The organism is Stenotrophomonas sp. K-6 (assembly GCF_056861555.1).
This window is the reverse complement of record NZ_JBSPUC010000004.1, coordinates 417,064-438,432: the sequence shown is the minus strand read 5'-3', so window position 1 is coordinate 438,432 and position 21,369 is coordinate 417,064. Positions and strand designations below refer to the sequence as shown.

General features: G+C 68.4%; 18 protein-coding genes. 11 read left to right on the top strand and 7 right to left on the bottom strand.

Annotation, left to right across the window (positions count from 1 at the left end; translation table 11 throughout):
- Positions 1 to 41 precede the first annotated feature (41 nt).
- Both AC13F7_RS14915 and AC13F7_RS14910 read right to left on the bottom strand, forming a co-directional pair.
- Positions 42 to 1,337 carry an AmpG family muropeptide MFS transporter gene (locus AC13F7_RS14915; RefSeq protein ID WP_346471453.1) on the bottom strand — a complete coding sequence of 432 codons (1,296 nt, stop codon included), beginning with the start codon at positions 1,335 to 1,337 and terminating at the stop codon, positions 42 to 44.
- On the bottom strand, positions 1,334 to 2,134 hold the full coding sequence (locus AC13F7_RS14910; protein WP_019183958.1) for an exodeoxyribonuclease III: 801 nt from the start codon (positions 2,132 to 2,134) through the stop codon (positions 1,334 to 1,336). The genes AC13F7_RS14915 and AC13F7_RS14910 overlap by 4 nt, the downstream gene beginning before the upstream one ends.
- A gap of 207 nt (positions 2,135 to 2,341) precedes the next feature.
- On the opposite strand from AC13F7_RS14910, the gene pyrE reads away from it, so the two are divergent.
- From pyrE to AC13F7_RS14870, 8 genes are all read left to right on the top strand, one after another.
- Complete coding sequence (pyrE, locus tag AC13F7_RS14905) at positions 2,342 to 3,001, top strand: orotate phosphoribosyltransferase (protein ID WP_046272987.1); 660 nt, start codon at positions 2,342 to 2,344, stop codon at positions 2,999 to 3,001.
- A gap of 18 nt (positions 3,002 to 3,019) precedes the next feature.
- On the top strand, positions 3,020 to 3,682 hold the full coding sequence (locus tag AC13F7_RS14900) for a hypothetical protein (protein ID WP_483001774.1): 663 nt from the start codon (positions 3,020 to 3,022) through the stop codon (positions 3,680 to 3,682).
- Positions 3,683 to 4,294: 612 nt separating this feature from the next.
- Positions 4,295 to 4,387, top strand: a complete 93-nt coding sequence (locus AC13F7_RS14895; RefSeq protein ID WP_019183961.1) for a potassium-transporting ATPase subunit F — start codon at positions 4,295 to 4,297, stop codon at positions 4,385 to 4,387.
- Between the two features lie 12 nt (positions 4,388 to 4,399).
- A complete protein-coding gene (kdpA, locus tag AC13F7_RS14890; protein WP_483001772.1) occupies positions 4,400 to 6,118 on the top strand; it encodes a potassium-transporting ATPase subunit KdpA in 1,719 nt (572 codons plus the stop codon).
- Between the two features lie 11 nt (positions 6,119 to 6,129).
- Complete coding sequence (gene kdpB, locus AC13F7_RS14885) at positions 6,130 to 8,181, top strand: potassium-transporting ATPase subunit KdpB (RefSeq protein ID WP_483001770.1); 2,052 nt, start codon at positions 6,130 to 6,132, stop codon at positions 8,179 to 8,181.
- Positions 8,178 to 8,822, top strand: coding sequence for a potassium-transporting ATPase subunit KdpC (gene kdpC, locus AC13F7_RS14880; RefSeq protein ID WP_483001768.1), 645 nt, complete (start codon positions 8,178 to 8,180; stop codon positions 8,820 to 8,822). Before kdpB ends, kdpC begins: the two co-directional genes overlap by 4 nt.
- Before the next feature lie 37 nt (positions 8,823 to 8,859).
- Positions 8,860 to 11,520: an ATP-binding protein gene (locus AC13F7_RS14875; RefSeq protein WP_483001766.1), complete on the top strand. Its 2,661-nt coding sequence runs from the start codon at positions 8,860 to 8,862 to the stop codon at positions 11,518 to 11,520.
- Positions 11,501 to 12,220 carry a response regulator transcription factor gene (locus AC13F7_RS14870; protein ID WP_346471460.1) on the top strand — a complete coding sequence of 240 codons (720 nt, stop codon included), beginning with the start codon at positions 11,501 to 11,503 and terminating at the stop codon, positions 12,218 to 12,220. Before AC13F7_RS14875 ends, AC13F7_RS14870 begins: the two co-directional genes overlap by 20 nt.
- A gap of 30 nt (positions 12,221 to 12,250) precedes the next feature.
- On the opposite strand, the gene AC13F7_RS14865 is transcribed toward AC13F7_RS14870, so the two are convergent.
- From AC13F7_RS14865 to coaBC, 3 genes are read right to left on the bottom strand one after another with little or no spacing between them, the layout of a single operon-like run.
- On the bottom strand, positions 12,251 to 14,599 hold the full coding sequence (locus AC13F7_RS14865; RefSeq protein WP_483001764.1) for a phosphomannomutase/phosphoglucomutase: 2,349 nt from the start codon (positions 14,597 to 14,599) through the stop codon (positions 12,251 to 12,253).
- A gap of 12 nt (positions 14,600 to 14,611) precedes the next feature.
- A complete protein-coding gene (gene dut / locus AC13F7_RS14860; protein WP_046272982.1) occupies positions 14,612 to 15,085 on the bottom strand; it encodes a dUTP diphosphatase in 474 nt (157 codons plus the stop codon).
- Positions 15,082 to 16,341 carry a bifunctional phosphopantothenoylcysteine decarboxylase/phosphopantothenate--cysteine ligase CoaBC gene (gene coaBC / locus AC13F7_RS14855; RefSeq protein WP_483001762.1) on the bottom strand — a complete coding sequence of 420 codons (1,260 nt, stop codon included), beginning with the start codon at positions 16,339 to 16,341 and terminating at the stop codon, positions 15,082 to 15,084. The genes dut and coaBC overlap by 4 nt, the downstream gene beginning before the upstream one ends.
- Before the next feature lie 194 nt (positions 16,342 to 16,535).
- Between coaBC and radC the strand changes: the two genes are divergently transcribed.
- From radC to AC13F7_RS14840, 3 genes are all read left to right on the top strand, one after another.
- Complete coding sequence (gene radC / locus AC13F7_RS14850; RefSeq protein WP_483001759.1) at positions 16,536 to 17,225, top strand: RadC family protein; 690 nt, start codon at positions 16,536 to 16,538, stop codon at positions 17,223 to 17,225.
- 101 nt (positions 17,226 to 17,326) lie between these two features.
- Positions 17,327 to 19,015, top strand: a complete 1,689-nt coding sequence (gene argS / locus AC13F7_RS14845) for an arginine--tRNA ligase (protein ID WP_483001757.1) — start codon at positions 17,327 to 17,329, stop codon at positions 19,013 to 19,015.
- Positions 19,016 to 19,033: 18 nt separating this feature from the next.
- Positions 19,034 to 19,900, top strand: a complete 867-nt coding sequence (locus tag AC13F7_RS14840) for an SPOR domain-containing protein (RefSeq protein ID WP_481469379.1) — start codon at positions 19,034 to 19,036, stop codon at positions 19,898 to 19,900.
- A 118-nt stretch (positions 19,901 to 20,018) separates the two neighbouring features.
- Here the strand turns inward: AC13F7_RS14840 and AC13F7_RS14835 are convergent, their stop codons facing one another.
- A complete protein-coding gene (locus tag AC13F7_RS14835; protein WP_483001755.1) occupies positions 20,019 to 20,768 on the bottom strand; it encodes an SDR family NAD(P)-dependent oxidoreductase in 750 nt (249 codons plus the stop codon).
- A 97-nt stretch (positions 20,769 to 20,865) separates the two neighbouring features.
- Positions 20,866 to 21,351, bottom strand: a complete 486-nt coding sequence (locus AC13F7_RS14830; protein WP_481469377.1) for a hypothetical protein — start codon at positions 21,349 to 21,351, stop codon at positions 20,866 to 20,868.
- Positions 21,352 to 21,369 lie beyond the last annotated feature (18 nt).

Here is a 21,369-nt window from a genome sequence, read left to right as displayed (position 1 = left end):
TGCCGGCATGATCCATCAGGCCCTGCCGGCACGCAAACCACTCAGGCCGTGCTGCGGTCCCGGATCCGTGGCCACAGCCAGATCAGCAGCAGCAGGGTCGGGATGACCGTGGTGGCGCTGAGGATGAAGAAGGTGCTGTAGGAGCTCGCCTCCACGATATAGCCGGAGACGCCGCCGACGAACTTGCCCGGGAGGTTGGCCAGCGACACCAGCAGTGCGTACTGGGTAGCGGTGAAGTTGCGGTCGGTCAGCGAGGACATGAAGGCGACCAGCACCGTGCCGGCAAAGCCCTGGAACAGGTTGTCCGCGCTCAGCGCCGCGTAGAACGCCCACAGCTGGCCCGGGTTGTGCGCCATCAGCAGGAACGCCAGGTTGGACAGCGCCACGCCCAGCGCGGCGACCAGCAACATGCGGCGGAAGCCGAACGCGGCCACCGCGATGCCACCGAGGAAGGCACCGCCGATGCCCATCCACACCCCGAACAGCTTGGAGACGGTGGCGATATCGGCCTTGGTGAAGCCCGAATCCAGATAGAACGGACCGGCCATCACCCCGATCACCTGATCCGGGAACTTGTAGAGCCCGACGAAGGCCAGCAGCACCAGCGCCAGCACCACGCCGTTGGTGCTGAAGAAGCTGGCGATCGGCTGCCAGAACGCACCGAAGAAATCGATCCGGCGCTGGATGCGCACCTCGGGCTGCTCCGGCTCGCGGCACAGCAGCGTGGTGATGATCGGCAGGATCATCAATGCGGCCATGGCCAGGTAGGCCACGATCCAGCTCTCGAACTGGGCCAGGTACAACGCGCCCGCACCCGCCAGGATCAGACCAATGCGATAGCCCAGCGTGTAGGTCGCAGCGAGTGCCGCCTGGGCGCTCTCCGGCGCGATCTCGATGCGGTAGGCATCGACCACCGAATCCTGGGTGGCACCGGCGAACGAAGCTACCAGCACCCACAGGACCAGCGGGGTGACGCCGAGTTCGGGGCGGACGAAGGCCAGCGCGAACAACCCGCCGGTGACCGCGATCTGCGAGGCCAGCAGCCAGGAACGGCGGCGCCCGAGGAAGCCGATCAGCGGAAACGCATAGCGGTCGATCAGCGGCGCCCAGACGAACTTCATCAGATAGAAGAAGCTGGCCAGGCTGATCAAACCGATGCTGCCCAGATCCAGGCCGACATCGCGCAGACGGGTGGAGAGGGTCTGGGAGGCGATCAGCAGAAACGGCAGGCCGCTACCGAAACCCAGGAAGGCCATCGTCAGCGCCGACGGCGTGCCGAAGGCGCGCTTAATCCCGGCCCAGCCCTTGTAGGACACCGGCTCGACCGCTTCACTCATGGGGCGTAGTCCACCGTGAACGGCGCATGGTCGGAGAAGCGCTCATCGCGGTAGACCGAGCAGCTGCGCAGGCGATCGCGCAGGCCCGGGCTGACGAACTGGTAATCGATGCGCCAGCCGACGTTGTTGGCGCGCGCTTGGCCGCGGTTGCTCCACCAGGTGTAGTCCTCGCCCTGCGGGTGCAGCAGGCGGTAGGCATCGGTCCAGCCCTGGCCGGCGGCGATGTCCAGCGCCTGGTCGGCGTCCACGCACTGGCCGTTGAGCCAGTCGCGCTCGGGCGGCAGGCAGCCGGAGTTCTTCTGGTTGGATTTCCAGTTCTTGATGTCCAGCGCGGACCGCACGATGTTCCAGTCGCCGCACAGGACGTAGTCGCGGCCGCTGGCCAGCCACCCGGCCAGGATCGGGCGCAGCCACTCCATCACTTCGTACTTGAAGCCCTGGCGCAGATCGCCCGAGCTCCCCGAGGGGATATAGAAGGAGACCACGCTGAGGTTGCCGTAGCGGGCCTCGATGTAACGGCCTTCATCGTCGAACGGGGCCCAGCCCAGCGAGGTGATCACCTGGTCCGGCTCGCGCTTGCTGTAGATCGCCACGCCGCTGTAACCCTTCTTGGTGATGGCGTCGCGGTAGAAGCAATGGTGGCCGTCCGGGCGGAACATCGGGTCGGTCAGCTGGTCTTCCTGGGCCTTGGTCTCCTGGATGCACAGGACGTCGGCGTCCTGGGCGCGGAACCACTCCAGGAAGCCCTTGGTGGCGGCGGAACGGATGCCGTTGGCGTTGAAACTGATGATGCGCATGCTGACCCGGGTCTGGAACGATACCCGCAAGAGCATACCGTTTCGGCCCTTGCAGGGGCTGGCTGGAAACGGACGCGATTGCCGGGAATCGGGGCTCTCGCAGTTCGTCTCGCCACCCTGTGCGACACCGGGCCGCCGGGACCGGCGAGCGGAAAAGTGCGGGCATGCATTAGGATTTGCGCTCCAAATGAATTGAATTGAGTCTTGATGAGCGACCATCGCCACCGTTTCCTGCAACTGGCCCTGACCGCCGATGCCCTGCGTTTCGGCCAGTTCACCCTGAAGTCCGGCCGTCTGAGCCCCTACTTTTTCAATGCCGGCCGGTTTGATTCCGGCGCGCGCATGTCCCAGCTGGCGGCCTGCTACGCCGATGCCGTGGAAGCCACCGGCCTGAAGTTCGATGTCGTGTTCGGCCCGGCCTACAAGGGCATTCCGCTGGCCACGGCGACCGCCTGTGAATTCGCCCAGCGCGGCCGCGACCTGCCGCTGTCGTTCAACCGCAAGGAAGCCAAGGACCACGGCGAAGGCGGCAACCTGATCGGCGCCGACATGAATGGCAAGCGCGTGCTGATCGTCGATGACGTGATCACCGCCGGCACCGCGATCCGCGAGGCACTGGCGATCATCAAGGGTGCTGGTGGCACCCCGGCCGGCATCGTGGTGGCACTGGACCGCCAGGAGATCGCCTCGGAAACCGACCGCCGTTCGGCCGCCCAGGCCGTGGCCGAAGAAGCCGGTATTCCGGTGGTGGCCGTGGCCACGCTGGCCGACCTGCTTGATTTTGCCTCCGGAAATCCGGAACTTGTCGGCTACCGGCAGCCGCTGGAGGACTATCGTTCCCGCTACGGCAGCCGTCCTACGCGTTGAGAGCAGGGGGCTTTCACCATGTCCAGGTTTGCCACGTTCACCGTTGTCGGCCTGTTGCTGGCCGTGCCGCTGCTGCCTGCCCAGGCGCAGAAGCGCGCGGCCGATGCGACGCCGAAGAAGCTGTACTGCTGGAACAAGGGCAGCGAGCGCATCTGCAGTGATGCGCTGCCCCAGGAGGCGGTGAACAACGCGCGCGAGGAGTTCAATCTTCGCAGCGGCATGCGCAGTGGCGAAGTGCAGCGCGCGATGACCGACGAGGAACGCGCTGCGGCGGCGGCGCAGGCCACGCAGCAGCGCCTGGACCTGGCGGCCGAGCAGACCCGCCAGCGCACCGAGCAGGCGATGCTGGCCACGTATGAAAGCGAGGATGAGCTGCGCCGGGTGTTCGCCGAGCGCAGCGGGATCCTGGACAACAACATCCATACCGCCAGTTACAACGTGGCCAGTGTGCGTGATGCGCTGGTGACCCTGCTGGCCACTGCGGGCAATCGCGAGCTGGATGGGCAGCCGGTACCGGAAAAGCAGGCCGCGCGCATCCGCGAGCGGCATGCCGAGCTGGTGGCGCAGCGGCGGATGCAGGCGTCGTTCGAGCAGCAGCGCCAGGCGCTGGATGTGGAGATCGAGAGCACGCTGCAGCGTTATCGGTTGCTGAAGAGTGTGGGGAGCGATCCGCGCGGGTAAGGGTGGATGTGCGATAGCGTTGAAACGAAGGCGGCCTATTGGGCCGCCTTTTTTGGTTTTTCTACGCTCCGCGTCGCGGGCATGAAGCTTGCTGTGAACTGTTCCGGACGCGGGGGCGGTGGATTGGTCGGGCGGCGGGCCACGATGCCCTTGTCGGCGAATGTCCCCCGGCGACGGCCTGTGGCCGTCCCCTCCTCCTTGATTTCGCCCACAAGGGCATCGCGACCCGCGTATCCAGACCACTGGCGCCCCAGGGCAAGCTCTGGTGTGCCTTCGGCCTACTGCACGCCGAGCTCCGTAGCGGCCGGTAGGTCCCTGGGCAAAATCAAGGAGGAGGCTGTCGCCGTCAGGCGACGGCCGGGGGACATTTGCCGAGGGGCCTGCCGGTCGCTGCGGGGCGTAACGTTCGCACCAAAGACGCACCTTTTTATGCACTTTTTACGGGAGTCCCGGGTTTCGGGCGTGGAGCGTTTATGCCGGGCAGGCGGACCATGAGCGCCTGACGTGGAGTGGTTCCACCTGGACGTCCCATGAGCCCGTATCTGCCTGTGTTCCCTGCCGCCGGTGCGCCCCGCACCGCCGCCCTTCTTTCCCGCGTTTGAGGCCACAACCATGTCTGCCTGGCTTTCCCTGCTGTGCGGCGTGCTCGTGCTCGTTGCCGCCGCCTACCTGCTGTACGTCGTGCTTCGGCCCGAAACCTTCTGACCGGAGCCGACCATGACCGAGATCCTGTTGATCCTGCTGGCCAGCATCGTGCTGGCCTTTCCGCTTGGGCTGTACCTGGCCCGGGTGATGCGCGGTGGCCCGATGCGCGGCGACGCGCTGTTCGGGTGGATTGAAAAACCGCTGTACCGGCTGCTCGGGGTGAACCCGGCGCGCGGCATGTCCTGGCGCGGCTACGTCGGCGCCTTCCTGCTCAGCAACGTGGTGATCGCGGTGCTGGTGCAGGTGGTCTTCATGACCCAGGCCTGGCTGCCGTTCAATCCCGACCAGATCCCCAACCTGCGCTGGGACACCGCGCTGCACACGATGGTGTCCTTCCTGACCAACACCAACCAGCAGCACTATTCCGGCCAGGCGCAGCTGTCCTACTTCTCGCAGATGACCGCGATCACCGGCCTGCAGGTGGTGACGCCGATGATGGGCCTGGCGCTGGTGGTGGCTACGCTGCGTGCGCTGTTCGGTGCGCGCCCAGAGGATGTGCCGGCCGACCAGGCCGCGCTGCTCAGCGCGGACCGCCGCGTCGATGTGGGTAATTACTACGCCGACGTGGTGCGCGCGTGCGTGCGCTTCATGCTGCCGCTGTGCCTGCTGTGGGCGGTGCTGCTGACCAGCCAGGGGGTGCCTGCCACGCTCGCCGGTGGTCCGCAGGCCACGCCGGTCGATGCCGCGGCCGGCATGGCGTCGCAGAAGCTGCCGCTGGGCCCGGTCGCGGCAATGGTCGCGGCCAAGCAGCTGGGCACCAATGGCGGTGGCTGGTATGGCCCCAACAGCGCGATGCCGCTGGAGAACCCGACGCCGCTGTCCAACGCGCTGGAACTGATCGGCATCCTGCTGATCCCGATCGCGGTGATCTTCATGCTCGGCGCGTTCACCGGGCGCAAGCGCCTGGCCGGGCTGGTGTTCGGCTGCATGCTGGCGATGTCCAGCGTGTCGATTGCCGCCACGGTGTGGCTGGAGGGTCATTCGGCCACGGCGGCCAGCCCGCTGCTGATGGAGGGCAAGGAAGTGCGCTTCGGTGCCGATGGCACGGGGCTGTGGGCCGCGATCACCACCCAGGTGTCCAACGGTTCGGTCAACGGCATGCATGACTCGCTCAGCCCGCTGGCCGGGGCTGTGCCGATGGTCAACATGCTGGTCAATGCGATCTGGGGTGGCATCGGCTGCGGCCTGCAGCAGTTCATCGTGTACCTGCTGCTGGGCGTGTTCCTGGCCGGGCTGATGACCGGTCGCACCCCGGAACTGTTCGGCCGCAAGCTGGAAACGCCGCAGGTGCGCCTGCTCGCGCTGCTGGTGTTGCTGCAGCCGATCACCATCCTGGGCTTTACCGCGTTGACCCTGGCGATTCCCTCGATCACCGGCGCCTCCAACCCCGGCTTCCACGGCATCAGCCAGGTGTTCTACGAGTACACCTCGGCGTTCGCCAACAACGGCTCGGGCTTTGAAGGCCTCGGCGATGCCACGGTGTGGTGGAACGTGAGCTGCACCCTGGTGCTGCTGCTGGGCCGCTACCCGGTGCTGGTGATCCCGTTGATCGTGGCCGCGCAGCTGGCGGCCAAGCGGCGTGCGCCGGAATCGGCCGGCACGCTGCAGATTGAGACCCCGACCTTCGCGCTGACCCTGATCGCGCTGATCGTCATCCTGACCGTATTGCAGTTCATGCCGGCGCTGGTGCTGGGCCCGGTCGCCGACCACCTGTCGCTGACGCAGCACTGAGACCTCTTTCCATGAGTACGTATCCGTTGAACGTTTCTTCCCACCGCCGCCAGCGCCTGCTCGATGGCGCCGGCTGGCGCCGCGCCCTGCGCGATGCGGTGATCAAGCTTTCGCCGCGGCATCTGCTGCACAGCCCGGTGATGGCCGTGGTGATGGTCGGCACGGTGGTCAGCGCGCTGGTCACGCTGACCGGCAATGCACCGCTGGGCTTCGGCCTGGCGGTCACCGCGATCCTGCTGCTGACCGTGCTGTTCGGCAACTTCGCCGAGGCCGTCGCCGAAGCGCGTGGCCGTGGCCAGGCCGCCTCGCTGCGGCGGGCCCGCCAGGACCTCAGCGCGCGTCGTCTGGCCGCCGCGCATGCCGGCGCCAGCGAGACCCAGGTCCCGGCGGCCGAACTGCGCCCGGGCGATCATGTGATCGTCAGTGCCGGTGAGTTGATCCCGGCCGATGGCGAGATCGTGCAGGGCCTGGCGACCATCAACGAAGCGGCGGTGACCGGTGAATCGGCGCCCGTGCTGCGCGAGGCCGGCACCGACCGCAGTGGTGTGATCGGCGGTACCAAGGTGCTTTCCGACCAGATCATCGTGCGCATCACCGCCGAGCCGGGGCACAGCTTCCTGGACCGGATGATCGCGCTGGTGGAAGGCGCCAACCGCCAGAAGACCCCGAACGAGGTCGCTCTGACCCTGCTGCTGGCGGCGATGACGCTGACCTTCCTGGTGGTGGTGGCCACGCTGCCGGCGATCGGGGCGTTCGTTGGCGTGCAGGTCGATCCGCTGTTGCTGATCGCGCTGCTGGTATGCCTGATCCCGACCACCATCGGCGGCCTCCTGCCCGCCATCGGCATCGCCGGCATGAACCGTGCGCTCGCCGCCAACGTGCTGGCCAAGTCCGGCAAGGCGGTGGAAGTGGCCGGCGACGTGGACGTGCTGCTGCTCGACAAGACCGGCACCATCACCTACGGCGACCGCCAGGCCACGCATTTCCACGCCCTGGCCGGTATCGATGCCAGCCAGCTGCGTGAAGCGGCCCTGCTGTCCTCGCTGGCCGACCCGACCCCGGAAGGCAAATCGGTGGTGCGGCTGGCACGTGAGCAGGGCTGCACCACGGCCGAGCCGGACCGTGCGGACTATCTGGCCTTCAGCGCGCAGACCCGCATGTCCGGCGTGGATCTGGACGGTGGCCGCCGCATCCGCAAAGGCGCCTCGGATGCGATCACTGCGTATGTGCGTGAGCTGGGCGGCACCGTGCCGTCGGAGCTGCCGGGCCGCGTGGAGCAGGTGGCGCGCAACGGTGCCACGCCGCTGGTGGTCTGCGAAGGCCGCCATGTGCTGGGCGTGATCGAGCTCTCGGACGTGGTCAAGCACGGCATGCGCGAGAAGTTCGCGCAGCTGCGCGCGATGGGCATCCGCACGGTGATGATCACCGGCGACAACCCGCTGACCGCTGCGGCGATCGCGGCCGAGGCCGGCGTGGACGATTACATCGCCGAGGCGCGCCCGGAAGACAAGCTGGCCCGCATTCGTGCCGAGCAGGCCGGTGGGCGGCTGGTGGCGATGGTCGGCGACGGCACCAACGATGCCCCGGCACTGGCCCAGGCCGATATCGGGCTGGCCATGAACTCCGGTACGCAGGCCGCCAAGGAGGCCGGCAACATGGTCGATCTGGATTCGGATCCGGCCAAGCTGCTGGCGGTGGTGGAAGTGGGCAAGCAGCAGCTGATCACGCGTGGTGCGCTGACCACCTTCTCGCTGGCCAACGATGTCTCCAAGTACTTCGCGATCCTGCCGGCGCTGTTCGCCTCCACCCTGCCGGCGATGGCGGCGTTGAACGTGATGCACCTGTCCAGCCCGCGCAATGCGGTGCTGGCGGCGCTGATCTTCAATGCCCTGGTGATTCCGGCGCTGATCCCGCTGGCATTGCGCGGAGTACGTTTCCGTCCGGCCACGGCCACCGCGCTGCTGCGCCGGAACATGCTGGTGTACGGCCTGGGTGGCGTGCTGCTGCCGTTCGCGGCCATCAAAGTGATCGACCTCTTCCTTGTCTCGGTGTTCGGCGTATGAACCGCTCGCTTGCAACTTCCGTTCCCCGCGCGGCGCGCAGCCGCGCTGCCGCCTCCACCGAGCTGCAGCAGGACAGCGCCTGGCGCCCGGCCCTCGTGCTCGGCGTGAGCAGCCTGCTGCTGCTCGGCCTGACCTACGCCGTGGCCACCACCAGCGTGAGCCGGCTGCTGTTTCCGGCGCAGGCCGATGGCAGCCTGCTGATCCGCGATGGGCAGGTGCGCGGCTCGCAGCTGATCGCCCAGCCGTTCGTCGGCAATGGCTACTTCCAGGCGCGGCCGTCGGCGGCCAGCTATGACCCGATGGCGGCGGCAGGCAGCAACATGGCGCGCAGCAACCCGGCATTGCAGGAGCGCGTGCAGGCCGCCATCGCCGCCACGGCCGCGCGCGAAGGCGTACCCGCTGCGCAGGTGCCCGGGGATCTGGTGACCCAGTCCGGTGCCGGCATGGACCCGGAGATCTCGCCGGCCGCCGCGCAGGTGCAGATCGCCCGGGTGGCGCGGAGCCGTAGCCTGCCGGTGGCGCGCGTCGCCGCGTTGGTGCAGGCCAATACCCTGGGCCCGCAATGGGGCGTGTTCGGCCAGCCGCGGGTCAACGTGATGACGTTGAACCTGGCGCTGGATGATCTCAAGGAACGGCCGTGATGCGGGGATCGCGCGAACCGGCGCACAATCCCCGCCCATGAGCGACTCCCGTACCCGCCAGGCCGACGCCCTGGTCGACACCCTGCAACGCGAAGCCGGCGGCAAACTCACCGTATTCCTGGGTGCGGCCCCCGGCGTGGGGAAGACCTTCAGCATGCTCACCCGCGCGCACGAGCAACTGCGCCGCGGCGTGGACGTGGTGATCGGACTGGTGGAAACCCACGGCCGCGCCGAGACCTCGGCGCTGCTGGCAGGCCTGCCGCAGGTGCCGTTGCTGCAGCGCGAGTATCAACAGCACGCGCTGCAGGAAATGGACCTGGATGCGGTGCTGGCGCGTCGCCCCGCATTGGTGCTGGTCGACGAACTGGCCCATCGCAACGTGCCCGGCAGTCGCCACGAGCGGCGCTGGCAGGACGTGATGGAGCTGCTGGATGCGGGCATCGATGTGTGGACCACGGTCAACATCCAGCATCTGGAGAGTCTCAATGATGTGGTCATGCGCATCACCGGCGTGCGGGTCAGTGAGACCGTGCCCGATGCGGTGCTCGACCGTCTGCATGACATCGTGCTGGTGGACCTGCCCCCGCGCGAACTGATCGAGCGCCTGCAGCAGGGCAAGGTGTATGTGCCCGAACAGGCGGCGCAGGCGTTGCAGGCGTTCTTCTCGCCGGCCAACCTGACCGCGCTGCGCGAGCTGGCGATGCAGGAGGCTGCCGACCGCGTGGACAGCAGCCTGCGCGAGACCCGCGCCGCGCGCGGTGAAGGCAACCTGCCGCTGCGCCGGCGGGTGCTGGTGGCGATCGATGGCGGCGGCCAGAGCGAGTACCTGGTGCGGGTCGGCCGGCGTATCGCCGAGCGGCGCGATGCGCCGTGGACGGTGGTGACGGTACAGGCGCGCGCGCATGACGAGCAGACCCGACGCGAGATCGATGCCGCCTTCGCCCTCGCCCGCCGTCTCGGTGGCGAGGCCGAGCTGTTGCACGGCTCCAGCATCGCCGATGCACTGCTTGACCATGCCGCACACAACGGCGTGTCCACGCTGGTGCTCGGCCGGACGCGCGAGCGGCCGCTGGCGCGCATGCTCAACCGCACGTTGACCCAGCAGCTGATCCGGCGTGGCGCGCACTTCGAGATCACCATCATCGGCACGCCGCAGGCACGCGCGCGGGCGCGCCGCACCGGGCTGTCGATGCCCAGCCGCAGTGCCGGCAAGGATGCGCTGCTGGCGCTGGGCGCCACCGCGGCCGCCTGCCTGGTGGCGCTGGTCGCCGAGCGATGGATCGGACTGTACGACCTCTCGATGGTGTTCATCGTGGCGGTGGTGATGGTCGCCGCACGCAGCCGTACCAGCGCGGCCGTCATCGCGGCAGCGTTGTGCTTCCTGGCGTACAACTTCTTCTTCATCGCGCCGCGTTTCACCTTCGCGATCAGCGCGCGCCAGGGCGTGATCACGGTCTTCCTGTTCCTGGCCGCCGCCCTGGTGGCTGGGCGGTTGGCCTCGCGCCTGCGCATGCAGGTGGTGGCGTTGCGCGCGGCCAATCGGCACGCGCATGCGCGCCAGGCACTGGGCCGGCAACTGGCCAGTGCGCCCAGCAACGAGCAGGTCGCGCAGGCCGGCCGCGAGGCGCTGGAACAGGCAATGGATGCCCCGGCGTGGCTGCGCATCGGGCAGTACACCAGCGCCAGTGGCAGCGCCGCGCCGGGCGATACCGATCTGGCTGCGGCCGACTGGGCCCACCGGCACGGCCAGCCCAGCGGGCGCTTCACCGATACGCTGGCCGGCGCAGGCTGGTGGTTCCTGCCGCTGCTGGATGGCGATGACCGGGCGATCGGCGTGGCCGGCATGCGTTTTCCGCGCGAGGCCCCGCGGTTGACGCCGGAGCAGCGCCAGCTGGCCGAGGCGATGGTGGACGACATTGCCCAGGCCGCGCTGCGCACCCAGCTGGTGGCCGATCTGGAAAAGGCGCACGTGAGCAACGAGACCGAGCGGCTGCGCTCGGCCTTGCTGTCCTCGGTGTCACATGACCTGCGCTCGCCGCTGGCGGCGATGATCGGCTCGGCCGACAGCCTCTCCAGCTACGCCGATGCGATGGATGCCAGCGACCGGCGCGCCCTGCTGGACACCATCCTGGTCGAAGGCGAGCGCCTGGACCGCTACATCCAGAACCTGCTGGACATGACCCGGCTCGGCCATGACGGCCTGCAGATCAACCGCGACTGGATCGGCGTGGACGAGCTGGTCGGTTCGGCCGCGCGCCGCCTGCAGCGCTATCAGCCCGACGTGCTGCTCAAGTTGGATATTCCCGCTGAACTGGCCCCGATCTGGGTGCACCCGGCGCTGGTCGAACAGGCGGTGTTCAACGTGATGGAGAACGCGGCCAAGTTCTCTCCGCCGGGTGCGGCGGTGGAGGTGCAGGCGCGGTTGGTGGAGGGCGAGCTGCGCATCGACGTGCTCGATGCCGGCCCCGGTATTCCCGACGAGGAGCGCGCACGCATCTTCGATATGTTCTACAGCGTGGAGCGTGGCGATCGTGGCCGGCATGGCACGGGCCTGGGCCTGACCATCTGCCAAGGGATGATCGGCGCGCACGGCGGCAGCGTGCAGGCGCTGCCGGGCCGCGACGGACGCGGTACCCTGATCCGCATCACCCTGCCCCTGCTGCAGCCCCACCCTGCCGATGACAACGACGATTCCTGAGGCTTCCCACGGCGTGCCCCCAGCACGCGTGCTGGTGATCGACGATGAAGCGCAGATCCGGCGCTTCCTGGAGATCAGCCTGCGCGCGCAGGGCTACCGCGTGTCCCAGGCCGCCACCGGCCAGGCCGGGCTGGAAGCGCTGGTCGGCGAAGGCGCGGATCTGGTGATCCTGGATATCGGCCTGCCGGACATGGAAGGCCATGACGTGCTGGGCGAGCTGCGCCAGTGGAGCCAGGTGCCGGTGATCATGCTGACCGTGCGTGCCAGCGAGACCGAGAAAGTGCGGGCGCTGGATGCTGGTGCGAACGACTACGTGACCAAGCCGTTCGGCACGCAGGAGCTGATGGCGCGCGTACGGGCGCTGCTGCGCTCGCGCACGGTCTCCAGCGAGGGCGTGCTGCCGCAGTTCGATGATGGGCACCTGCATATCGACCTGGTGCGGCGCGAGGTGATGCTGGACGGTGCGCCGGTGGCGCTGACGCGCAAGGAGTACGCGCTGTTGTCACTGCTGCTGCGCAATGCCGGGCGGGTGGTGACCCAGCCGCAGATCCTGCAGGAGATCTGGGGGCCGACGCATCAGCACGACACGCATTACCTTCGCATCCTGGTCGGCAAGCTGCGCCACAAGCTCGGCGATTCGGCGCTGGATTCGCGCTATCTGTTCACCGAGCCGGGCGTCGGGCTGCGGTTCAAGGGGTAGGTACCGACCGTTGGTCGGTACCCGTCCAGATCAGAAGCCCAGATCCACACCCGGCAGCAACGGTTGCAGCTGCGCGCGGAACAGCGCTTTGATGCGCTCCAGCGCCGCCTCGTCATCGGCCTCGAAACGCAGCACCAGCACCGGCGTCGTGTTGGACGCGCGCACCAGGCCCCAGCCATCGGGGAAGTCGGCACGCAGGCCGTCGATGGTGGACAGGCGCGCACCGGCGAACGGCGAGTCCTCCAACTGCACCGAGGAGACGAACAACGACACCAGCGCGTGCGGGGTGCCCGCATCGACCGCTACCTTCAGCTCCGGGGTGGAGACGCTGTCGGGCAGTTCATCGAGCACCTCCGACGGGGCTTCGTCGCGCTGCGCCAGGATCTCCAGCAGGCGCGCGGCAGCGTAGAGGCCGTCGTCGAAACCGAACCAGCGCTCCTTGAAGAAGAAGTGCCCGCTCATCTCGCCCGCCAGTTCGGCGTCGGTCTCGCGCATCTTCGCCTTCATCAGCGAATGGCCGGTCTTCCACATCAGCGGGCTGCCACCGTTGCGCAGCACGTAGTCGGAGAGCTTGCCGCTGCACTTCACGTCGTAGATCACCAGCGCGCCCGGGTTGCGCATCAGCACATCGGCGGCGAACAGCATCAGCAGGCGGTCGGCGTAGATGATCTTCCCTTCGCGGGTGACCACCCCGAGACGGTCGCCATCGCCATCGAAGGCCAGGCCGATATCCGCATCGAAGCGCTTCACGGTCTGGATCAGGTCTTCCAGATTGTGCGGATCGCTGGGATCGGGATGGTGGTTCGGGAAAGTGCCGTCCACATCGCAGTACAGCGGAATGACCTCGGCACCGATCGCTTCCAGCAGCGGCTGGGCAAGCTCGCCGGCCACACCATTGCCAGCATCGGCGACCACCTTGAGCGGGCGGTCCAACTGCACGTCATCGGCGATGCGCTGGATGTAATCCGCATTGACCTCGCGGGTCTGGAAACTGCCCGGCTCGGGCGCCACGTGCAGCTGGCCATCGCGGATGCGGTGGTACAGCTCGGTGATCGCATCGCCGGACAGCGTTTCGCCGCCGACCACGATCTTGAAGCCGTTGTAGTCCGGCGGGTTGTGGCTGCCGGTGACCGCCACGCAGCTGCCGGCGCGCAGGTGGTAGCTGGCGAAGTAGACCACCGGCGTCGGCGCCAGGCCGATATCGGTAACGTTGCAGCCAGCGCGGCGCAGGCCTTCGATCAGGCCGGCGGTCAGCTCGGGGCCGGAAAGACGGCCATCGCGGCCCACCACGATGTCGCGCAGGCCCTGGACCTGCAGCACCGAGCCGATCGCCTGACCGATCAGGGCGGCGACTTTGGGGGTCAGCTCGCGGCCGACGATGCCGCGGATGTCGTAGGCGCGGAAGATCTCGGCCGCGACGGTCTCACCCGGCACGGACGGCGGCGGCGAGGTCGCTGCCGCCTCGTCGAGGGTCTCGACGGCCGCCACCGCGAGCGGTGCCTGGGCCAGGCTTTCGCTCAGGGTCGGGCCGGCGTCGGCGCCGTTGTCGGCAGCACCGCGGCGGCGCGGCAACGGCACCTTGCCTTTGCCCAGCACCAGCAGCACTGCGATCAGCAGGAGCAACACGGCCACGATGGCGCTGGAGATCGCGCCCAGTCCCAGCGGACCCGGCTCGATGTCCGGCACCGCCGCCGACAGACGCAGACCGCTGTGGCCGATGGGGCGCGCCAGTGCTTCAGCGCCACCGGACAGCCCTCGGCTGCCCTGTTCGACGACGTTGTGGCTGCCCTGGCGCAGCGCGAGATAACCATCACCCGGCACGGCGACCTGGTCGAATATGCCGGTCAAGCGCAGCAGCGGCTGGCGCACGTAGACCACGGCCTCCCCCTGCGGGCCAAGCTCCACCGCTGCGGCCAGGCCGAGGCGCTGTCCGCCGGCATCGCGCACCACGCGACCGACAGGTTTGTCATCGGCAATGGCCGCTTCGAGCAGCGCCAGGCGCGAGTAACCGAAGGCTTTCGGATCGGCGTAGGCCGCATCAAGATCGGCGGTGAGGATCTGGACGTCTTCCACGCCCGGCCAGCCTTCGCGGATGGCGACAGCGGCGCCTTGTGCATTGCCACTGGCCAGTGCAGTGGCAACGCGCTCGGTCTTGAGCACCTTGCCGAGCTTGCCGAGCTGACCGGTCAGCGCCGTCTGCAGGCCTTCGACCACGCGGTCGCGCGACTGCTCCAGCGCGTCACCGACCGCAGCCTGGCGCCATTGGCGCACGCCGCTCCAACCGAACCATATCGCCAACAGCACCAGCAGCGCGGCCAACAGCGGCACCGAGCGCCCTGTGGTCAACCGCGGCCGTCCTTCCGCCTTCGCCTTGCTCATGACGCTCCCCTGTCAGCGCACCCCGGTATGGCCGAATCCACCCGTTCCCCTGGCGCTGTCGGTGAAAGTATCCACTACCTGAAGGGCCACGCGTGCAATCGGCAGCACGACCAGTTGGGCGATGCGGTCGCCGGGCTGAAGGGTGAAGGGTTCGCGCCCGCGATTCCAGGCGCTGATCAGCAGCGGACCCTGGTAATCGGCGTCGATCAGGCCGGTGCCGTTGCCCAGCACGATGCCATGGCGGTGGCCCAGGCCGGAGCGCGGCAGCACCACGGCGGCCAGGTTCGGATCGGCGATATGGATGGCGATACCACTGGGAATCAGCGCGGTGTCGCCGGGCTGCAGGGTGAGTTCGGTCTCCAGCGCCGCGCGCAGATCGAGCCCGGCGCTGTGTTCGGTGGCGTAGGCCGGCAGCGGCCATTCGTCGCCGAAACGCGGGTCGAGCAGCTTGACCTGCAACGGCTGCAGGGAGGAATCGATGGTCATGCGTGCAACCTCTGGGCAATCAGGGACAACAGTTGTTCGGCCAACACGGTCTTGGAGGTGCCGGGGAACGCCTGTTCGCCGCCCTGCCAATAGGCCGTGGCCGCGTTTTCATCGCTTTCGAAACCGCCGGTGCTGATCCCGACCTGGTTGGCGATCACCAGGTCCAGGCGCTTGTCGACCAGCTTGCCGCGCGCGTATTTCTCCACATCGTGGGTTTCGGCGGCGAAGCCGACCACCAGCTTGAGCGCGTTGGTCTGCGTGGCCACTTCGGCCAGGATATCCGGCGTGCGCACCAACTCCAGGGTCAGGCTCTGGGTGTCGGCGGTCTTCTTGAGTTTCTGCGGAGCAATCTGGCGGGGGGTGTAATCGGACACGGCAGCCGCGCCGATATAGATGTCGGCCGGCAACGCCCCCAGCACGGCTTCGCGCATCTGTACGGCCGAGCGCACATCGATGCGCTGCACCCCGGCGGGCGTGGCCAGCTGGACCGGGCCACTGACCAGCACCACCTGCGCGCCCAGGCGGGCGGCCGCGGCGGCCAGGGCATAGCCCATCTTGCCGCTGCTGCGGTTGCCGACGTAGCGCACCGGGTCGATATCTTCATAGGTGGGGCCGGCGCTGATCAGCACGCGCAGACCCTTCAGTTCACTGCTCGCCGGTGGCTCGGCGGGGGCCGGCGCGTGCAGCCGGGCCAGCGCGGCCACGATCGCGTGCGGTTCGGTGAGCCGACCGGGGCCGGACTCGCCTTCGGCCAGCGGCCCGTCTTCCGGCCCGATCACCTGGGCGCCGCGCTCGCGCAGCAGGCCGATGTTGGCCTGGGTGGCCGGGTGCAGCCACATGCGGTGGTTCATCGCCGGGCACACGGTCAGCGGCGCGGTAGTGGCCAGGCACAGGGTGGTGACCAGGTCATCGGCGTGGCCGTTGGCCAGGCGCGCGAGCAGATCGGCCGTGGCCGGGGCGACCACGATGCGGTCGGCCCAGCGGGCGAGCTCGATGTGGCCCATGGCCTGCTCGGCCGCGCTGTCCCACAGGGTCGTGCGGGTCGGCTGACCGGACAGCGCCTGGAAGCTCAGCGGGGTGACGAACTGCTGGGCCCCGGCGGTCATCGCGACCTGCACCTGCGCCCCGGCATCGCGCAGGCGACGCACCAGTTCCAGCGACTTGTAGGCAGCGATCCCGCCACCAACGCACAACAACAGCTTCTGGCCTTCCAACGGGCGCGCGGCCGCCGGAGAAGCCTGGGGGGAGTCAGCCACCTTGGGTGTTCCTGTCGAACCGAGGCGATTAGCTTACCCGATGGTCCGCAAGCCGCCTGATGCGCCAGCGGCATAAGCAGGCAGATTTTCGTCATAAGCAATTGCCGGACTTGGCACGATGCTCTGTATTTACCGACACGATGCTGCCCGGTTCACCGATGGTGGCCTGCTCGGCACCGAGGGAGACTGAGGCCATGTCGATCCGAGACTGGCCCAGCGCCGAGCGTCCCCGCGAAAAGCTGCTCGCCCAAGGCGCCGGCGCCCTGTCCGATGCCGAGCTGCTGGCGATCTTCCTGGGGTCGGGCCTGCGCGGCCGCGACGCGGTCGAAACCGCCCGCGACCTGCTGCAGGCCCACGGCCCCCTGCGCAACCTGCTCGACCTGCCGGCCCCAGCGTTGGCGGCCCTGCCCGGGCTTGGGCCGGCCCGCAGCTGCAAGCTGGTGGCCGGGCTGGAGCTGGCGCATCGCCATCTGGCGGCCGAGCTGGCCCGCGGCGAGAGCCTGCGTGACCCGGCCGCCGCCGGGCGCTACTTCAAGCAGCGGCTGCGGGCGCGGCCCAACGAGGTATTCGCCGCGTTGTTCCTGGACAACCAGCACCGCACGCTGGCCTGCGAGGAGCTGTTCAGCGGCACGGTGGATGCCGCGGCGGTCTACCCGCGTGAAGTGGTCCGCCGCGCCTTGCTGCACAACGCGGCTGCGGTAATCGTCAGCCACAACCACCCTTCCGGCAGTGCCGAGCCCTCGCTGGAGGACCGCCGGATCACCGCGCTGCTGCAGCAGGCCCTGGCCCTGGTGGATATCCGCCTGCTCGACCATGTCGTGATCGGCGACGGAGCCCCGGTATCGATGGCCGCGCGCGGGTGGATAGCCGCGGGAACGGCCTGATCCAGTACGCCAAGCGCCCCGCTCGGCCCCGGTTCAATGGATCGGGGTGGCTTCTGGGCTAAAATTGCCGATTCCGCCGCTCCAGTCCCAAAGCAGGCCTTGTGAAAAATCTCCTCCGCGCCCTGATCAGCCAAGGCATCGAAGCCTTGCGCGCCAACGGCACTCTGCCGGCCGATACCCTGACCCCGGAATTCGTGGTGGAACGCCCGAAGACCCGTGAGCACGGCGATTTCGCCACCAATGCCGCGATGCTGCTGGCCAAGCCGGCGCGCAGCAATCCGCGCGCCCTGGCCCAGGCACTGCTCGATGCGCTGCCCAAGAGCAATGATGTGCTGCGCGTCGAGATCGCCGGCCCAGGCTTCATCAATTTCCACCTCGCCCCCAGCGCGTACCAGCGCGAAGCGGCCAGCGTGCTCAAGGAAGGCGCCGATTACGGCCACAACCTGAGCGGCAACGGCCGTACCGTGGGCGTGGAATACGTGTCGGCCAACCCGACCGGTCCGCTGCATGTCGGCCACGGCCGCGCGGCGGCGATCGGTGACTGCCTGGCGCGCCTGCTGGAAGTGAACGGCTGGAACGCCAAGCGCGAGTTCTACTACAACGACGCCGGCGTGCAGATCGAGAACCTGGCGCTGTCCACCCAGGCACGTGCGAAGGGTCTCAAGCCCGACGACGCCGGCTGGCCGGAAGCCGGTTACCGCGGTGATTACATCGAGGATGTGGCCAAGGCGTACCTGGCCGGCGCCACGGTGGAGCTGGAAGGCCACTCGGTGGTCGGCGAGCGCGACCCGGACAACCTCGATGCGATCCGTCGCTTCGCGGTGGCCTACCTGCGCAACGAGCAGAACCAGGACCTGGCCGCATTCGGCGTGGATTTCGATATCTACTTCCTGGAAAGCTCGCTGTACAAGGACGGCAAGGTCGAAGAGACCGTCGCCCAGCTCAACGCGGCCGGCCATACGTATGAGGAAGGCGGCGCGCTGTGGCTGCGCTCGACCGACTTCGGTGACGACAAGGACCGCGTGATGCGCAAGTCCGACGGCACCTACACCTACTTCCTGCCGGATGTGGCCTATCACCTCTCCAAGTGGCAGCGCGGCTACGAGCGCGCGATCACCGAGCTGGGCGCCGACCACCACGGTTCGCTGGCGCGTGTGCGTGCCGGCCTGCAGGCGCTGGACGTCGGCATCCCGAAGGGCTGGCCGGAATACGTGCTGCACCAGATGGTGACGGTGATGCGCGGCGGCGAGGAAGTGAAGCTCTCCAAGCGTGCCGGCAGCTACCTGACCCTGCGTGACCTGATCGAAGAAGCCGGCCGCGATGCCACCCGCTGGTTCCTGATCGCGCGCAAGCCCGATTCGCAGCTGACCTTCGATATCGATCTGGCCCGCCAGCAGAGCAACGACAATCCGGTGTTCTACGTGCAGTACGCGCACGCCCGGGTGTGCAGCCTGCTGCGCCAGGCGCAGGAAAAGAAGCTGAGCTACACGCCGGCCGAAGGTCTGACCGGGCTGTCGTCACTGGACGATGAGGCATCGCTGTGGCTGATGGTGGAAATGTCGCGCTTCCCGGAAGTCGTTGAAGCGGCCGGCCTCGGGCTGGAACCGCACCTGATCGCGCAGTACCTGCGTGAATTGGCGCACGCCTTCCACACGTGGTATCACGGCACGCAGGTCCTGGTGGCCGACGAAAGCGAACGCAACGCCAAGCTGACGCTGGCCTGTGCCGCGCGCCAGGTCCTGGCCAATGGTCTGAACATCCTGGGCGTTTCCGCCCCGGAAAAAATGTAAGCAGTGGAGAAGCAGTAAATGGCAGCACGACGCGGCAAGAGCCAGGCACGGCGCAACAGCAACCAGGGCACCCCGGGATGGGTGTGGCTGGTCGCGGGTGTGGCGATTGCGGCCGTGGTGTTCCTGGCGGCACCGAACCTGTTCAAGAACGACGGTGATGGCTTCCTGCGGGTCGGCCCGCAGCCGGACCCGAACGCCCAGCCGGCGCCGGTGAGCGACGCCGAGACCGACGTGGGCACCGAGCTGCCCAAGCCCGGCGCCGCCAAGCCTGCCGAACCGGCCAAGCCGGCGGCGACGCAGTACGACTTCTACACCCTGCTGCCCGGCAAGGAAGTGGAGATGTCCGATGCCGAGCTGGCCGCCAGCGCACGCGCCGAAGACCAGCGTCGTGCCAAGGCCGATGCGCAGCGCGCGCAGGCGGCACTGGAAGGGCGGCCGTTGCCGCCCGCACCGGCACCGACCAGCACCGCCGCGACCACGACGCCTGCGCCGGTCAGTACCGCGGCGTTGCCGGCGCCGGTGAATGAACGTCCAACCGCCACGCCGGCACCGGCGGCATCAGCCCCGGCCACGGTGGCCACCGCGCCGAAACCGGATGCACCTGCGGCCACCGCGCCGGCTGCCGCTGCAGCCGCCGATCCGGCCGCGGGCAACGTGCGTTACATCCTGCAGGCCGGTGCGTTCGGTGCCTCCGGCGACGCCGAAGCGACCAAGGCCAAGCTGGCGATGATCGGCCTGGCCGCGCGCGTGGAATCGGCGCAGATCAACGGCAAGACGGTGTACCGCGTGCGCATGGGGCCGTATGGCAGCGCGGGCGAACTGGCCGAAGCCAAGCAGAAGCTGGATGGGACCGGGCTTCAGGCGATGGCGATCAAGGCGCAGTAGGCGCGCCCCCTTGCACTCCAAGGGGGCTGTTGCTCCAGATGCACCCCGAATGCCGACCCTTGGGTCGGCGTTCTTGTTTCAGGTAGCACCCCTCGCGGGCAGCTAACGGCGCCTGCGATCAGTCGCGCGCGACCTGGAAGCCGGCGAACGACTGGCTGACCGGCATCACTTCGAGGCGATTGATGTTCAGGTGCGCCGGCAGCGAGGCGACCCAGAAGATCTGCTCGGCGATGTCATCGGCGGTCATCGGGTTGGCACCGGTGTAGAGCTTGTCCGAAGCGGCCTGGTCGCCATGGGTGCGGACCACGGTGAACTCGGTTTCGGCCATGCCCGGCTCGATCGTGGTCACGCGCACGCCACTGCCGTGCAGGTCCGAGCGCAGGCCCAGCGAGAACTGGCTGACGAAGGCCTTGGTGCCGCCGTAGGCGTTGCCGCCCGGGTACGGGTACACACCGGCCACCGAGCTGATGTTGATGATCGCGCCCTTGCGCGCAACCAGCTGCGGCAACAGGCGGTGGGTCAACGTCACCAGGGCGGTAACGTTGGTGTCGATCATGGTGCGCCAGTCTTCCAGCGAGGCGCTCTGGGCCGGGGCGGTGCCCTGGGCCAGGCCGGCGTTGTTGACCAGCAGGTCGATGTCGGCGAACCCGGGCGGCAGGGCGGCCAGTGCCGCCTCCATTGCCGCGCTGTCGCGCACGTCGAACACCGCCGCGTGCACGCGCTCGGGACCGTAGGCATCGACCAGCGGCTGCAGGCGCTCGGCACGGCGCCCGGTGGCGATCACGCGCCAGCCGGCCTGCGCGAAACGGTGGACAGCGGCGGCGCCAAAGCCGGAGGTGGCGCCGGTAATCAGAGCGGTACGGGTCATCGAGGTACTCCGTGGAGATCCCGACCATTTTCGCACCGATGCCCGCCCGGTGCAGGGCCCGGCGCTGCTCCGCTACCCGGTGTTGCGAGCCGTCGCGTCAGCGGATGCGGAACACCCGTGCCTTGGGCAGGTCTTCATCCACCTGCAGGAACCAGCGGCCGGCAATGCCCGGCACCACGACAATCTCGGGGTTGCTGCGGGCGGTCTTGAGCGTCATCTCGCCCTTGAGCACCTGCCATTGCTGGCCGTTATCGAGGGTGAACACCGTGCCGGGGGCCCAGCCGCTCACCTGGCCGGTGACCTTGGCGGTGATGGGGCCGTCGTCCAGCCCGGGGAACATCGGGGCCGGTGTCGGCACGCCCGGGCCTGCGGCAGGGGCCGCCGCGACGGCGACTGGTGCCGGGGTCTCGGCCTCGGCCTGGCGCAGCAGGCGGTTCAGCGTCTGCAGCTGGGCCGGGGTCAGCCCGACCTCGGCCAGCGCCTGCGGATCCAGCCGCTGCTCCAGCGCCACATACGGGACCTGCGCCCCTGCCTGGCCTGCCATCAACATGCCCACACACCCGAGTACCTGCCACCTGCGCATTGCCTGCTCCACTACCTG

What these genes read in the sequence shown, in the direction of transcription:
- AC13F7_RS14915 (WP_346471453.1), bottom strand. Translation starts at nt 1,337, where the DNA reads ATGAGTGAAGCGGTCGAGCCGGTGTCCTACAAGGGCTGGGCCGGGATT.
- AC13F7_RS14910 (WP_019183958.1), bottom strand. Translation starts at nt 2,134, where the DNA reads ATGCGCATCATCAGTTTCAACGCCAACGGCATCCGTTCCGCCGCCACC.
- pyrE (WP_046272987.1), top strand. Translation starts at nt 2,342, where the DNA reads ATGAGCGACCATCGCCACCGTTTCCTGCAACTGGCCCTGACCGCCGAT.
- AC13F7_RS14900 (WP_483001774.1), top strand. Translation starts at nt 3,020, where the DNA reads ATGTCCAGGTTTGCCACGTTCACCGTTGTCGGCCTGTTGCTGGCCGTG.
- AC13F7_RS14895 (WP_019183961.1), top strand. Translation starts at nt 4,295, where the DNA reads ATGTCTGCCTGGCTTTCCCTGCTGTGCGGCGTGCTCGTGCTCGTTGCC.
- kdpA (WP_483001772.1), top strand. Translation starts at nt 4,400, where the DNA reads ATGACCGAGATCCTGTTGATCCTGCTGGCCAGCATCGTGCTGGCCTTT.
- kdpB (WP_483001770.1), top strand. Translation starts at nt 6,130, where the DNA reads ATGAGTACGTATCCGTTGAACGTTTCTTCCCACCGCCGCCAGCGCCTG.
- kdpC (WP_483001768.1), top strand. Translation starts at nt 8,178, where the DNA reads ATGAACCGCTCGCTTGCAACTTCCGTTCCCCGCGCGGCGCGCAGCCGC.
- AC13F7_RS14875 (WP_483001766.1), top strand. Translation starts at nt 8,860, where the DNA reads ATGAGCGACTCCCGTACCCGCCAGGCCGACGCCCTGGTCGACACCCTG.
- AC13F7_RS14870 (WP_346471460.1), top strand. Translation starts at nt 11,501, where the DNA reads ATGACAACGACGATTCCTGAGGCTTCCCACGGCGTGCCCCCAGCACGC.
- AC13F7_RS14865 (WP_483001764.1), bottom strand. Translation starts at nt 14,599, where the DNA reads ATGAGCAAGGCGAAGGCGGAAGGACGGCCGCGGTTGACCACAGGGCGC.
- dut (WP_046272982.1), bottom strand. Translation starts at nt 15,085, where the DNA reads ATGACCATCGATTCCTCCCTGCAGCCGTTGCAGGTCAAGCTGCTCGAC.
- radC (WP_483001759.1), top strand. Translation starts at nt 16,536, where the DNA reads ATGTCGATCCGAGACTGGCCCAGCGCCGAGCGTCCCCGCGAAAAGCTG.
- AC13F7_RS14840 (WP_481469379.1), top strand. Translation starts at nt 19,034, where the DNA reads ATGGCAGCACGACGCGGCAAGAGCCAGGCACGGCGCAACAGCAACCAG.
- AC13F7_RS14835 (WP_483001755.1), bottom strand. Translation starts at nt 20,768, where the DNA reads ATGACCCGTACCGCTCTGATTACCGGCGCCACCTCCGGCTTTGGCGCC.
- AC13F7_RS14830 (WP_481469377.1), bottom strand. Translation starts at nt 21,351, where the DNA reads ATGCGCAGGTGGCAGGTACTCGGGTGTGTGGGCATGTTGATGGCAGGC.